The organism is Sphingobium sp. TomTYG73, assembly GCF_055394245.1.
The window spans coordinates 2,128,668-2,142,440 of sequence record NZ_AP027339.1 but is presented as its reverse complement, the minus strand read 5'-3'; the positions used below and the strand labels follow the sequence as shown (position 1 = coordinate 2,142,440).

The 13,773-nt window shown below is 64.0% G+C and carries 14 protein-coding genes; 8 read left to right on the top strand and 6 right to left on the bottom strand.

From position 1 onward, the window contains the following. Positions 1-1,326: a glutamate--tRNA ligase gene (gene gltX / locus ACZ5TH_RS10795; protein WP_464793908.1), complete on the top strand. Its 1,326-nt coding sequence runs from the start codon at positions 1-3 to the stop codon at positions 1,324-1,326. 22 nt (positions 1,327-1,348) lie between these two features. Here gltX and ACZ5TH_RS10790 read toward each other — a convergent pair whose 3' ends face one another. The 4 genes from ACZ5TH_RS10790 to hemC form a co-directional block, all read right to left on the bottom strand. Then, positions 1,349-2,098 carry an esterase/lipase family protein gene (locus ACZ5TH_RS10790; protein ID WP_464793907.1) on the bottom strand — a complete coding sequence of 250 codons (750 nt, stop codon included), beginning with the start codon at positions 2,096-2,098 and terminating at the stop codon, positions 1,349-1,351. 115 nt (positions 2,099-2,213) lie between these two features. Beyond that, positions 2,214-3,101, bottom strand: a complete 888-nt coding sequence (locus tag ACZ5TH_RS10785; RefSeq protein WP_464793906.1) for a hypothetical protein — start codon at positions 3,099-3,101, stop codon at positions 2,214-2,216. Positions 3,102-3,111: 10 nt separating this feature from the next. Beyond that, the gene (locus ACZ5TH_RS10780; RefSeq protein WP_464793905.1) at positions 3,112-3,780 is read right to left on the bottom strand and encodes a uroporphyrinogen-III synthase; all 669 of its coding nucleotides are present in this window, start codon (positions 3,778-3,780) and stop codon (positions 3,112-3,114) included. After that, on the bottom strand, positions 3,777-4,715 hold the full coding sequence (gene hemC / locus ACZ5TH_RS10775) for a hydroxymethylbilane synthase (protein ID WP_464793904.1): 939 nt from the start codon (positions 4,713-4,715) through the stop codon (positions 3,777-3,779). The genes ACZ5TH_RS10780 and hemC overlap by 4 nt, the downstream gene beginning before the upstream one ends. Before the next feature lie 44 nt (positions 4,716-4,759). On the opposite strand from hemC, the gene tsaD reads away from it, so the two are divergent. Genes tsaD through ACZ5TH_RS10760 form a run of 3 tightly spaced genes read left to right on the top strand, consistent with a single transcriptional unit; the run spans position 4,760 to position 8,334 of the window. Continuing rightward, complete coding sequence (gene tsaD, locus ACZ5TH_RS10770; RefSeq protein ID WP_464793903.1) at positions 4,760-5,794, top strand: tRNA (adenosine(37)-N6)-threonylcarbamoyltransferase complex transferase subunit TsaD; 1,035 nt, start codon at positions 4,760-4,762, stop codon at positions 5,792-5,794. After that, entirely contained in the window at positions 5,791-6,762 is a 972-nt protein-coding gene (locus ACZ5TH_RS10765; protein WP_464793902.1) for an NAD(P)H-dependent glycerol-3-phosphate dehydrogenase, read from the top strand. Before tsaD ends, ACZ5TH_RS10765 begins: the two co-directional genes overlap by 4 nt. Before the next feature lie 48 nt (positions 6,763-6,810). Beyond that, positions 6,811-8,334, top strand: a complete 1,524-nt coding sequence (locus ACZ5TH_RS10760; protein WP_464793901.1) for a lipopolysaccharide biosynthesis protein — start codon at positions 6,811-6,813, stop codon at positions 8,332-8,334. Between the two features lie 61 nt (positions 8,335-8,395). Here ACZ5TH_RS10760 and ACZ5TH_RS10755 read toward each other — a convergent pair whose 3' ends face one another. Then, positions 8,396-9,400 (bottom strand): adenosine kinase, encoded by a 1,005-nt coding sequence (locus tag ACZ5TH_RS10755; RefSeq protein WP_464793900.1) that lies wholly within the window; start codon positions 9,398-9,400, stop codon positions 8,396-8,398. 108 nt (positions 9,401-9,508) lie between these two features. Between ACZ5TH_RS10755 and ACZ5TH_RS10750 the strand changes: the two genes are divergently transcribed. Beyond that, a complete protein-coding gene (locus ACZ5TH_RS10750) occupies positions 9,509-10,177 on the top strand; it encodes an EI24 domain-containing protein (protein WP_464793899.1) in 669 nt (222 codons plus the stop codon). Then, positions 10,174-10,542, top strand: a complete 369-nt coding sequence (locus ACZ5TH_RS10745) for a hypothetical protein (RefSeq protein ID WP_464793898.1) — start codon at positions 10,174-10,176, stop codon at positions 10,540-10,542. Before ACZ5TH_RS10750 ends, ACZ5TH_RS10745 begins: the two co-directional genes overlap by 4 nt. A 1-nt stretch (position 10,543) precedes the next feature. On the opposite strand, the gene queG is transcribed toward ACZ5TH_RS10745, so the two are convergent. Continuing rightward, positions 10,544-11,593, bottom strand: coding sequence for a tRNA epoxyqueuosine(34) reductase QueG (gene queG / locus ACZ5TH_RS10740; RefSeq protein WP_464793897.1), 1,050 nt, complete (start codon positions 11,591-11,593; stop codon positions 10,544-10,546). 22 nt (positions 11,594-11,615) lie between these two features. Between queG and ACZ5TH_RS10735 the strand changes: the two genes are divergently transcribed. Together ACZ5TH_RS10735 and ACZ5TH_RS10730 are read left to right on the top strand one after the other, a co-directional pair. After that, complete coding sequence (locus ACZ5TH_RS10735) at positions 11,616-12,575, top strand: ABC transporter ATP-binding protein (protein ID WP_464772638.1); 960 nt, start codon at positions 11,616-11,618, stop codon at positions 12,573-12,575. Next, positions 12,575-13,771 (top strand): ABC transporter permease, encoded by a 1,197-nt coding sequence (locus tag ACZ5TH_RS10730; protein WP_464793896.1) that lies wholly within the window; start codon positions 12,575-12,577, stop codon positions 13,769-13,771. The genes ACZ5TH_RS10735 and ACZ5TH_RS10730 overlap by 1 nt, the downstream gene beginning before the upstream one ends. Positions 13,772-13,773: the final 2 nt, after the last annotated feature.

Genomic DNA, 13,773 nt, shown 5'->3' with positions numbered 1-13,773 from the left:
ATGACTGTTATCACCCGCTTTGCCCCTTCGCCGACCGGCAACCTTCATGTCGGCAATATCCGCGCCGCGCTCCACAACTGGCTTTGGGCGCGCAAAAGCGGCGGCAGGTTCCTCCTGCGCCTCGACGATACGGACCTTGAGCGTTCGCGCGCGGAATATGCCGACGCGATCCGGGCGGATCTGTCCTGGCTCGGCCTGAACTGGGACGGTGAGGAGAAGCAGTCGGATCGCTTCGCCCTGTATGAAAGCCGGTTCGAGCAGTTGAAGGCGTCGGGCCATGTCTATCCGGCCTATGAAACGAGCCAAGAACTGGAACTGCGCCGAAAGGTCCTGCTCGGCCGGGGACTTCCGCCGGTCTATGACCGCGCCGCCCTGTCGCTGACCGCCGATCAGATTGCCACCTATGAAGCCGACGGCCGCACACCCCATTGGCGCTTCAAGCTCGATCATGATCAGCCGATCGTCTGGACCGACCTCATCCGTGGCGAGCAGCGCTTTGACCCCAAGCTGCTGTCCGACCCTGTGATCCGCCGCGCCGATGGCAGCTGGCTCTACATGCTCCCCTCCGTGATCGACGATGTGGACATGGGGGTAACCCATGTGCTGCGCGGCGAAGATCATGTCTCCAACACGGCGACGCAAATCCAGATGTTCGCCGCTTTAGGGGCCGGGCTCCCCTTCTTCGCGCATGAGGCATTGCTGACGGGTAGCGAAGGCAAGCTCTCCAAGCGCTTGGGCTCGCTAGGCGTCGCCCATTTCCGCGAGATCGGGCTGGAGCCCATGGCTGTCTTGTCGCTACTCGCCCGCCTCGGCACATCACTGCCGGTAGAGCCATTCGCGAATGTCGGGCCGTTGGTCGAAAGCTTCGACTTCGCGCATTTCGGACGAGCGCCCGCCCGCTTCGATGAAGCGGAACTTGCCGCACTCAACCAGAAGATCGTCCATCTTCTACCCTATGACGCCGTGTCCGGCCGCCTGCCTGCCGGGATGGATGAAGCAGGCTGGAACGCCATCCGGCCGAACCTCGAAAATGTGGGGCAGGCCGCCGATTGGTGGCGCATCGTGACCGGCCCCATCGAAGCGCCTGCGCCCGACGAGGATGATCGCACCTTCCTCGCAACTGCTCGGGAAATGCTGCTGGAGTTGGACTTCAACGCGGACATTTGGCCTGCGCTCACCGGCGCGCTCAAGGAGCGTACAGGCCGCAAGGGCAAAATGCTGTTCCTGCCCCTACGCCGCGCCCTTACCGGCTTGGATCACGGCCCGGACATGGCTCAACTCTTGCCGCTCATCGGCAGGGAGGAGGCGCTTCGCCGCCTGGGTTGAGTCGGGCAGCGCCCTGAGCAGATCAGGCGCGTATGGCTTCCAACGCCTTGCCCACAGCCAATATGCCTTCGGGCGCGACAGCAAAGCCCATATGGGTACAATCCACCTCGATGGCCCTGTCGCGCTCGCCGGGCCTGCCCTTTGCGCATTCCGGCACAATAACCCCGTCGCGCCGCGACCAGAGGGCAATGGTGGGGACCTGCGGCTTTACCTCCCGATTGCAGGCAAAAGGCGGGCAATCGACGGGATGACCCGCTACCAGCTGATAGAGCCGCCAAGCATGATTGGCGCGCGGATCGCCTGAAAAGGGCGTGCCCATGGTGATGACGCCAGCAACTTTCTCCTGCGCGACCTTGGCATATTCTCGTGCGAACAGCCCTCCCAGGCTCCAGCCCACCAGAGTCACTGGTGCATCGGTTTCCTTGCGAATCCTGTCCACTCGCCGGTCGATTTGCTCGAGCGTGTCTGGCCGGGGACCCAGATTGCGTCCCATGTCCCAGCTGTGTGCCCTATATCCCGCAGCCTGAAGGATCGTGCGCATCATCTCCATCCGCTGCTCTGAAGCGAGCAGGCCGGGGATCAGCAGGATGTGGCGCCCATCGCCCTTTATAGCTCGCGACAAGGCACCGGCTCGGGCACGGCTGCGCGCCAGATCGATCGGCATGGAAGCGTTGCCCAGCAGATGCCGCAAGGAAGGCCGCACTGCATCGCTAGGATGCTGCGCTACGCGGCCCTTCCAGAAGCTGGTGATCGAATCGACATAAGGCGGCACGAGAAAACAGTCTCCAAGGCCCGAAGGCGAAAGATGACATTCTCATGACAAATGCGCCGCGCGTCCAATGGTTTCGCGCGGCCGTCTCAACGGCTGGTCGATTATGACAGGTTCTTCAGGGCGCGAGGGGAGAGGTTTGGGTGACCGGCCCGCCACTGACGCCGTGCAGCTGGCGCGGTTCCAATATGGCTGCGGTCTCGATCAGGTCGAGCGCCCGCCGTGCTTCGATATAGCGGCGGGCGAACTGCAACCACCTGTCGGCGGCCGCCCTGCCGGGCATTTTCTCCACCTCTGCAAGAGCAGGGCCTACCCGCCCCGCATCGATATAACGCAGCGCCCGTTCCATCGCGGCCTCCGGGCGCGGAGAGGGTGTGGACGTCCGCCTGATGGTGACGAGTTCGCGGGCCTCATGCTCCACCGATTCCCACCAGCTCGTTTGTGGCCCGGGCGTTGTCAATTGATCGGCGACGCCGGAAAGTCCGGCGCGCAGGTCGGCAATCGTGACCGGCTCGCGCGCCGCATTGATGATCGTCGCCACGGCGCGCGGCTGCGCCTGGCCAAAGCGCAACCTCAATTGCCCTTCGATATAACCGAGAGGCATCCCGCTATCGAGCGCACGGCGCGCGGCGAAGGCGACCAGCAATCCCTCGGCGCGGGCTGCATTTCCGGATGCGGCCTGAGCTTCCACGGTAATGCGATTGAGCCGATCTTCCAGCTGCACCACCCGTCCGTCCAGCATCTGCGCCGCATCGGCGGACAGGGGGCGTAGCGCGACGCCGGGGCGCAAATAGGGGTCGGCGGTGGCTACCGGCGGTTGCGCGCGATCATTCCAGCGGCCTTGAAAATAGAGCATCGTGCCGATGGCAAGCGCGACGCCGATCACAAAGGCAAATAGCAGGGACGCGAAGATCGGCCAGGAACTCCGTTTGCGCGGAGGAACCGGCGGAATCGCCGTGACGCTTGTCGCGCCGCCTTCTTCGCTCATTGAGGACCTTTCTTCCATCTTGGCGGGATCATTCGCACAATCGTGCCGCGAGGGCCAGCATCCTCTCGTCATCGGGCCTGTCGGGCGCTTCGCCGCTGGCCCAGCCGGCTCCGCAGGCTGAAAGAGCCGCCGGGCTGATGGCGATGATATGGAAATCGCGCCGCCGCTCCGGGGCGGTCAGTTCCGCAAGCCTGCTCCCCGCGCGGGGCGAATGAACCAGCAATATCGCGCCAGGCTCCAGCTGAGGATCAAGCTGCGCCTGTGGCCGCGCGCCGATCGTATAGACGGCCACCCGCTCGATACTCAACTGCCCCGCCTCTATCGGGGCGAGGGTCGTGCCTCCCAGATGCAGCACCCGCCGGTGTCCGTCCGCCGCCATGCGTGCCGCGATGGCGCTGCCATCCTGATCGCCGGTGACGACATTCGCGAAGCCATGCTCTGCCATTGCCTGGGCGGTCGCGCTCCCGACCGCATAGGCGGGTAGCGCCCGGTAACGGACAAGCTGCGATCCGCCGAGCCGCGCCGCCTGCGCACTGGTCATCACCAATGCATCGAACCGCTCGGGGGGAGGTGCGTCCCAGCTGACCGGCCGTGCCTCGAACAGCGGGCAAAGGCGGGGTTGGAGGCCCAGCTTCCTTGCCCGCGCGGCAGTCTCGCTCGCGCCCGGTTCGGGCCGCAGGATGATGACCGGCCTCACGCCTCGAACAGCGCGCGCAGCTCCGCGCTGGCACGGTCGAGCAGGGAGCGTCCCAGCGCCTCCGCCGCGCTGAGATCGCCGCGTGCGATGACCTTTATGTCATCCACCCGCTCGCGCCCGTCAGCGCTCAATATCTCCGCTGCGAGACGGATTTTCCCATTCTCCAGCCTTCCCAGAGCCGCGATGGGCGAATGGCACGTCCCGCCCAGCCCTTTGAGGACCGCTCGCTCGGCCATCACGCAATCGAACGTGTCGCTATCGTTGATCCCGGCCAGCAGCGCCTGCATCTGCGCATTGTCGCTCAATGTCTCGATGCCCACTGCGCCCTGCGATGGTGCTGGCAGCATGACGTCAAGCGGGATGCATGTCCCGACGTCCGGCTGCCCCAGCCGGTCGAGCCCCGCCGCCGCAAGCAATGTCGCATGCACCTCCCCGGCGGCAAGCTTCGCCAGCCGCGTCGCGACATTCCCCCTGAACAGCACGACTTGCGCATCAGGCCGCAGCCGCTTGACCTGCGCCGCCCGCCGGGGGGAACTTGATCCCACCACCGGGTTCTCGGGCAGGGCCGCAAAGCTTTCCGCGCCGACCAGCCGATCCCGGACATCCGCGCGGGGCAGCATGGCCGCAATGGCGATTTCGGCAGGTCGGATAGTCTCCACATCCTTCATGGAGTGGACGGCAAAATCGATTTGACCTTCCACCAGTGCCCGGTCCAGTTCCTTCGTCCACAGCGCCTTGCCGCCGATTTCCGCCAACGCCCGGTCCTGAATCCGGTCGCCGCTCGTCTGGACGATCACCGTCTCGATCGTGTCCGCTGCCCAGCCATGCTGCGCGCAGAGCGCCTCGGCCGTCATGCGCGCTTGCGCCAGCGCAAGGGGCGAACCTCGCGTGCCAAGACGGAGCGGGCGATCAGGCGTGAAAGATTGCAATGTCATATGCCGCTTGCTCTAATATCCGTGGCCATTAGATGGAAGCAGCAATGACGATCATCCTCGGCCTGGAATCTAGCTGCGACGAAACTGCGGCAGCGTTGGTGACGGCTGAGGGGAAGATACTCGCCCATCGTCTCGCCACGCAGGAGGAGGCGCATCGCCCCTATGGCGGCGTTGTGCCTGAGATAGCCGCCCGCGCCCATGTCGAGGCGCTAGCTCCCCTGATCGAAGCGGCACTCGCCGACGCGGATCTAACTCTGGATCAGGTTGACGTGATCGCCGCGACCGCAGGCCCCGGATTGATCGGCGGCGTGATGGTCGGTCTGGTGACTGGCAAGGCGCTCGCCCATGCCGTCAACAAGCCGTTGGTCGCCGTCAATCATCTCGAAGGCCATGCGCTGTCGCCCCGGCTTGCCGATCCGTCGCTGCAATTTCCTTATCTCCTTTTGCTAGTTTCCGGCGGACATTGTCAGTTGCTCCATGTCCGTGGACCCGGTGACTATGCCCGCCTTGCCACCACGATCGATGATGCCAGTGGCGAGGCTTTTGACAAGACCGCCAAGCTGCTTGGCCTGGGCTACCCCGGAGGTCCGGCGGTCGAGCGGGCTGCGGCAAGCGGCAATCCTAAGGCCGTCCCCCTGCCGCGTCCGCTGGTCGGAACGGCCGAGCCGCATTTCTCCTTTGCCGGGCTCAAGAGCGCGGTAATGCGCGCCGCGCAATCGGGACAATATTCGACCGAAGACATTGCTGCGAGCTTCCAGCAGGCAGTGATAGATTGCCTCGTTGATCGGACTGAAAAGCAGCTTTTCGCGCTGGACGGGATAACCGCTTTGGTCGTTGCGGGTGGCGTTGCCGCCAACCAGTCGATCCGCACGGGGCTTCAGGCACTCGCCGCTCGCTATGATCTGCCCTTTGTCGCGCCACCGCTTTGGCTTTGCACGGATAATGCTGCAATGATCGCCTGGGCCGGGGCTGAACGCTATGCAGCCGGTCTGGTCGATGATCTTACCGTTCCAGCCCGGCCGCGCTGGCCGCTGGATCCGGATGCCGAAAAAGCGCGCGGGGCAGGAGTGAAGGCATGAAGGCGGGTGTCATAGGAGCGGGCGCCTGGGGCACGGCCCTTGCGCAAACCCTTTCGTCGCAAGGCGAGGATGTTCGTCTATGGGCGCTTGAGCCGGACGTCGTCAGCGCCGTAAACCAGGATCATCTCAATCCCCTTTATCTTCCCGGGATTCCCCTCAACCCAGCCGTACAGGCGACGGGGGACATGGCGGACATGGCTGACCGGGAACTGCTGTTGATCGTCAGCCCGGCTCAGCACCTGCGCGCTGTCGTGGCGGGACTTCCTGCCGGTATCCCACTCATCCTGTGTTCGAAGGGGATCGAAGCTGGTTCCGGCCTGCTCATGTCGGAAGTGGCCAAGCAGGCTCAGCCCAGTTCGCCTATCGGCGTTTTGTCAGGCCCGACCTTCGCACATGAAGTCGCGCGGGGGCTTCCCACTGCCGTCACCTTGGCTTGCGATGATGCCCAGCTTGCCGGGCGTATCGCGGCGCGTGTCGCCCGCCCCGCCTTTCGTCCCTACCTCTCCGATGACATCGTAGGCGCGGAGATTGGCGGGGCCGTCAAAAATGTGCTCGCCATCGCTTGCGGCGTTGCAGAAGGGGCGGGCCTCGGCCTGAACGCTCGCGCATCGCTCATCAGCCGAGGCTTCGCCGAAATGACGCGTTTCGGCCTCGCGCGCGGCGCCCGCGCCGAAACGCTCTCGGGCTTGTCAGGTTTGGGTGACCTGGTTCTCACCTGCTCCTCGACCAACTCGCGCAATTTCTCGCTAGGCAAGGGGCTGGGCGAAGGACGATCGGCTGCCGAACTGCTCGCCAATCGCCGCACGGTGGCCGAAGGCGCCTTTACCGCGCCAGTGCTGCGCGAGGCCGCACGCGCGGCGTCTGTCGAAATGCCGGTGGTCGAAGCCGTCTGTGCCCTGCTGGAAGACGCGGCCCCTCTGGGCAAAGTCATCGACGCGCTGCTCGCGCGTCCGCTGCGTCCCGAATAATCCGTCGCCCTTCGATCATTTATTGTTTACCGTTCGGCAACAGAGAATATGACGCGACAGGGGGATCCACTTTCTTTGCCGACTGAGCAGGCTTCCTCCGCGCAACAGGATGACATCGCGGCGCTTGCCAGAGGTGGCCGGACGAATATCTTCGGCTTTCTTCTGCGCCTGGCTGCTCGCCTCCCTTTCCTTTTCATCGCTGGCCGCTGGTATGGTGCCGATGCGCTAGGCCGTTTCGCCTATGCCGTCCTTGTCGTTGAATTCATCGCGCAACTGGCGACGCTGGGGCTGAAGCGCGGTCTGGCTGGCGCGCTGGCTCAAACCGAGCGACCGCACAGCCATGTCGTCACGGACGCGATGCTTGTGACGCTGATCGCCGCCTCGTTCGGCAGCTGCATATTGGTTGCCTTCCCGCAAGCGATGTTCCCCAACAGCGGCATCAATGGCCTTGACCGTTTGCTGGCGCTCATTGTGATCGCCGTTGCGGGGTCAGACGTTGCACTCGCCGCCTGTGCTTATCGTTTTGACATAGGGGCAACAGTTCGTGCCAGGTCCATCATAGAACCCTGGGCTATCAGCATCGGCGCTTTCGCCTTCGCCTTTTATTCGACGCGCGATGGCCTGATCCTTTCCTACGTCGTCTCCATGATCGCGGCGTTCGTCGCCTCCATCATCCCCATGACCCGCCACTATGGCATACCCTATGGATGGCGCCCCGACTTTGGCAGGCTTTGGCGTCTCGCGCGCCGCAACTTGCCGCTCGCCGCCGCCGATGGTGTGGAATGGGGATCGCGTCGCCTCGACCTCGCCATTCTGGGCCTGTTCGTCAGTCCTGCGATTGTCGGCGTCTATTATGTGGCGCAGCAGGTCGCCTCATTGCCGCAAAAGCTGAAAACCAGCTTCGATCCCATTCTGGGGCCGGTCATTACCCGCAACCTTGCCGAGGGCAATCTTGCCGCCATTGCGCGGCAGGTCAGCCAGGTGGGCTTCTGGATCATCGCTGCACAGGCCGGTATCGCCCTTGCGCTGGGCATCCCCGGTGAGGCGGTGATGGGGCTAGTCGGGCCGCATTTCGTTGGCGGCACCGGAGCGCTGGCCTTTCTCCTGCTGGCGGAGGTCGTCGCGGCCACTGCCGTAGTCAGCGAATCCGCGCTGGTATATATCGCTCGCCACCGCAACCTGATGATTTCGCTGTTCATGATCGGATTGCAGGCCGCGCTCAGTTTCGGACTCATATTGCTTGCGCGCCGATTTGATTTGCCTCCGATGGCGATAGCAGCGGCACCGGCTCTCGCGCTCACCATCGCGCTGGGGGTTGGCGCGCTGGTGAAGGCGCGCCTTTTGTCACATCTGCTGAAGGCCAAGGTAAATGCCTGGCGCTGGCCATTGCTCAGCGCATGTGGCGCTGCCTGCATCGTGGGCGCCGCCTTCGTCGCTCTGCCGCCCGCACTGGAATGGATCGAACTTGTTTTCGGTGTGGGGACGATTTTGGCGGTCTACGGCTTTGTCATTTGGCGATGGGGCTTCGGCCCCGATGACCGGGCCTTGTTCCGGCGCCAGAAGGCCGCCTGACCTAAGCAGAGCTTAGGCGGCTTGGATCTTCCCGGCCGATGCGGATGAGCGTTCCGCGGTCTTACCGCCCCAGCTTCGCCCGGATCATCTTCAGATCCTGCTCGGGCCGCGCGCCCCAATGGGAAATCACTTCGGCTGCGGCTGCTGCGCCCAGTTCGAGGCAGTGATGCACGTCCAGTTCCTCGATATGACCGGCAAGGAATCCTGCGGCGAACAGGTCGCCTGCACCCGTGGTGTCGATCACCTGCGCAACAGGCGCCGCAGGCACCTCGTAGCGAACGCCGTCCACCACAGCGATCGCGCCCTTTTCGCTGCGCGTCGATATCAGCACTGGCACGCGTCCGGCGAATGACGCCACAGCTTTGTCAAAATCATCGATCTGCGCCAGCGACTGAATTTCATGCTCGTTGGAAAAGAGGATGTCGATCAACCCCTGATCGATGAGTTGCACGAAATCGTCCCGATGGCGTTCAATGACGAAGCCATCGGACAGCGTGAAGGCCACCTTGCGGCCCGCCCCCTTCGCGGCGTCGATGGCGGCACGCATGGCAGCACGCGGCTGTTCAGGATCCCACAGATAGCCTTCCAGATAGAGGATCGAGGCTGAACGGATCAGGTCGAGGTCGAGCGCTGATTCCGGCAGAAACTGCGATGCGCCCAGAAAGGTGTTCATCGTGCGTTGAGCGTCGGGCGTCACCAGGATCAGGCAGCGCGCGGTGGGCACCTCGCCCCCCACCGCTGGCGTGTCATAGCGGATACCGAGGGCGCGCACATCATGGGTGAACACGTCGCCCAACTGGTCGTCGCGCACTTGCCCGATGAAGGCGCAGCGCTTGCCCAGTGCCGCGAGGCCAGCCAGCGTGTTCGCCGCTGATCCGCCGCTGACCTCTTTGCCCGCGCCCATATCGGCATAGAGTGCCTCCGCCGTCTCCGCGTCGATTAGCTGCATCCCGCCCTTGGTCAGCGCATGTTCGGCAAGGAATGCGTCATCGCTGGGAGTAAGCACATCGACAATGGCATTGCCGATCGCGACAACATCTAGCGAGGGGGCAGCAGCAGCGGTCACGCGATATCCTTACTCAAAGGCTCAAAATCGCGCCGTGTCTATCGAGCCGCGCTGCTGCGTGCAACGTTGCAGATTGACCATGCGTGCAGAGCGCGGAATAGCGTGCCCATGGTGATCGCCGCCGCCCTTCGTGCCTTTCCCGTAGTCTTCCATCGGGCTGCTCTGCGCCTGTTGGCCAAGACGCTCATGCTGACGCTGCTGATCTTTGCGCTGGCGGGACTAGGTCTTTGGACAGCAGTCCACGCAACGCGCGCATATTTCGGCTGGAGTGGTGGTGGCCTAGCGGAAGCCGCCGTAATGGCTATGAGCCTGGTCGCGCTTGCATGGCTGCTCTTCCGGACCATCGCCATGGCAGTCATGAACCTGTTCGCCGACGACATCGTGGCTGCGGTCGAACGGGACAGTTATCCCGCCGCCGCAGCCGCCGCGCGGCCCTTGGGCTTCGCGCCTAGCTTGCGGCTTGCCCTCGCTTCGGCCGCGCGAACGGCGGGCTGGAACATGCTGGCGCTGCCAGTCTACCTCCTTCTTCTGGTTACCGGCGTCGGCACGATCCTGCTCTTCCTGGCGCTTAACGCCTATCTCCTGGGTCGCGATCTCAGTGATATGGTGGAACAGCGGCATCCGGGGCTCCCGCCGATCCCTCGCCTCGGCCGGTGGCTCATGGGCCTCGTCTCGGCGCTTATGTTCCTCATTCCCTTCATCAACTTGCTTGCGCCCGTTTGGAGCGCGGCTATGGCGGTGCACATGCTGCATGGCGTCCGGAACAAGTCACGATGAAAGCCCCCCAACATATCTTTTCGGTCTTGCTTGCGCTGCCATTGGCGGCTTGCGGCGGGTCGATTGTGCCGCCAGCGCCGATGCGCCCGTCTCCAGCTGGTCCGCCCGCCAGCGCCTTCATGAAATCGGGTCCGCTCATGGGAATGGACGTGCGCCACCTCGTCCAGCAATTCGGTACGCCGCGGCTTGATATCCGGGAAAGCACCATGCGTAAGCTCCAGTTCGCTAACGGGCGCTGCGTTCTGGACGCCTATCTTTACGCGCCGGCTCGCGGCAAGGAGCCTGTTGTCACCCATGTCGATGCTCGCACCCCCGCCGGGGCCGATACAGATCCGGGCGCCTGCGCTTCAGCGCTTCGGCGATAGGTCAGGGCGCGGACAGCCGCTCCACGGCCCACGCCGCCGCTTCCGCCACCACGGGATCGTCATCACTCAGCAATGGGTGCAATCGCGCCAAAAGACGTGGGTCGCTACTGTTACCCGCCGCTATGGCCGCGTTGCGGACCATCCGGTTGCGCCCGATCCGCTTGATCGGCGACCCTGAGAAAACCTCCCGAAACCCAGCATCATCCAAAGCCAGCAGGTCGCCAATCTCGGGCGCCGCCAGTTCGGCCCGTCCGATAAACGCCCGGTTTGCCGCTGCCGCATCAGCGAACTTATTCCACGGACACACCGCCAGACAATCGTCGCAGCCATAAATGCGATTGCCGATCTTGTCGCGAAACTCCGGCGGGATCGGCCCCTTATGTTCGATGGTAAGGTAAGAGATGCACCGCCGCGCATCCACGACATAGGGGGCAGGAAAAGCATCGGTGGGGCAGGCCGACTGGCAGGCCGTGCAACTGCCGCAATGATCCACTTCGGGCAGGTCGGGTTCCAGGGCCAGTTCGCTATAGATCGCGCCCAGGAACAGCCAGCTGCCATGCGCCCGGCTGACGAGATTGCTGTGCTTCCCCTGCCAGCCCAGACCGGCCGCCGCCGCCAGCGGCTTTTCCATCACCGGCGCGGTGTCCACGAAGACCTTAAGGGCGCTCGCCTGCTCCTCGACCAGCCAGCGAGCAAGGCTCTTCAGTCCTTTTTTCACGACGTCATGATAGTCGCGCCCCTGTGCGTACACGGAAATGCGTCCACGATCCCCTTCCTCTGCCAGCGCCAGCGGGTCGCGGCCCGGGGCATAGCTCATCCCCAGCATGATGACGCTGCGTACGTCGGGCCACAGCGCGCTGGGTGAGCCGCGCTGCTCCGCGCGCTCCTCCATCCACAGCATCTCGCCATGACAGCCATCGTCCAGCCATTTGCGTAAGCGCCGCCCGGCCTCGGGCGCGGCGTCCGCGCGCGCGATGGCACATGCGGCAAACCCCAGCCGCTGCGCTTGCGCCTTCAGGCGCTGTTCCAAGGTTTCGGTTTGCGTTGGCATGCTGTGCGACTATCAGGAGTGGATGATCCGTAACAATCCGGCTCCCCCTTCGGCCTATGCCGTCGAAGGCCATGCTCTTGTCAAGACATTCGGCAAATTCCGGGCAGTCGATGGCATCGACCTCGCCGTTCCCACGGGCTCCATTTACGGCATTCTCGGGCCTAACGGAGCGGGCAAGACGACCTTGCTCCGCACGCTGCTCGGCATCATCGATCCCGACGAGGGTTCTCGCCGACTGCTGGGGGATGATGTCCCGCTGCGTCAGGCGCGGGCCATCGGCTATCTGCCCGAGGAGCGGGGCCTCTATCCCTCGATGAAGGCGGCGGAAGCGATCGCGTTCATGGGCGCATTGCGCGGGCTGCCGCTAAAAACAGGGCGGCAGCGCGCACGCGAGATGCTGGCCGAACATGGCATGGGCAGTTCGATCGACAAGCCGATCCGTCAACTGTCCAAGGGCATGGCGCAGACCGTTCAGCTATTCGGCACGATCGTCCACGAGCCTCGGCTGATAGTTCTTGACGAACCTTTCTCCGGGCTCGACGCGATCAACCAGGGCAAGCTGGAGCTACTGATCCGCGATCAGGCACGGCGGGGCGTCACCATCCTCTTTTCCACCCATGTCATCGCGCACGCCGAACGCCTCTGTGAACGCATCGCCATCGTCGCGGGCGGTCGCATCAGGTTCGAAGGGTCAGTGAGTGAGGCGCGCGACAAGCTGCGCCCGCAGGTTCGCCTGCGGACCCGCGCGAGCGATGGCAGCTGGCGCCGTGCCTTGCCTGCTGAAACGCTGGCGGCCGATGGCGCATGGCATTTTGATCTGCCGGATGAGGGGATCGAACCGCTGCTCCGGGCTTTGCTCGACGGGCAGGCGGGCATCGAAAGTCTCTCGATCGAACGGCCCGGCCTGCATGATGCGTTCGTCTCCATCGCAGGTGCCGCCGCGGCCCAGCAGATGCAGGATGCGGAAGAGGAGCCCGCGTGATGAGCGAAGTTCTGCGCGCGGCTCTGGTCATCGCCCGCCGCGATTTTTCCGCCGTGATCTTCTCAAAGACCTTCATCCTGTTCCTGCTTGGACCCTTGTTCCCGGTCGTGATCGGCATGGCGTTTGGCGGCCTGGGTGAAAAGATCACGACTGAAAGCCTGCGCCCCACCGTCGGCATCGCCATGGCGAAGGAAGATGCGGTGCGCATGGAACGTGCCCATGACATTCTTGCCGCCCGATTGGGGGCGGACAACCTCCCTCGCCTGCAACGCGCGCCCAAGGGAGCGCCGCGCGCCTTGCTTATGCGACCCGACGCCCGCTTCATCGCCATTGTGTCGGGCACGATCACCCATCCTGTGCTCACCGGCAAAGCCGACGATCTCGCCATGCTGGAAGGCGATATCAGCCTGCTCGCAAGCGCGGCCGTCGCTGGCGAACAGCTACCCCATGTGCGGATCAAGAAGCAGCTTGTTACGGCCAGCGCGGGCGCGGAGGCGCAATCGCGATTGTTGACCGGCCGGGCGGCGCAGGTCCTGATATTCCTGCTCACCATGCTTCTCGCGGGCATGGTTCTGTCCAACCTTGTGGAGGAAAAAACCAACAAGGTGATCGAAATCCTCGCCGCCGCCGTCCCGATCGACTCCGTTTTCCTGGGTAAACTCATCGCCATGCTCGGCATGAGCTTCGTCGGCATCGGCTTCTGGGGGGCGGGGGTCGTGCTGGGCGTCCGGATTTTTGCAGGCCCTGACATCGCGCCGCCTACCCCTGCGGTTGGATGGCCCATGTTCCTGCTGCTTGGCGGCGTCTATTTCACCATGGCTTACGCCCTGCTGGGCTCGTTATTCCTGGGCATCGGCGCGCAGGCCGCAACCGTGCGGGAGGTGCAGACCCTCAACATGCCGGTCACCATGGCGCAGATGGGCGTCTTCTTTTTCGCGACCTATGCGGTCGATCATATGGGCTCCGCTCCAGAGATTGGCGCGATCATCTTCCCCTTCTCCTCGCCATTCGCGATGATCGCGCGAGCGGCTCAGGACTCGGCGCTGTGGCCCCATATTCTTGCGATCGTCTGGCAGGCGATTTGGGTTGCCGCCATTATCCGTCTGGGCGTCTGGCTGTTCCGTAGACATGTGCTGAAATCAGGCCATGGCAGCAGCCGGAAATGGTTCAGGCGGCGCTCAGCCTCGGTTGGTTAGGT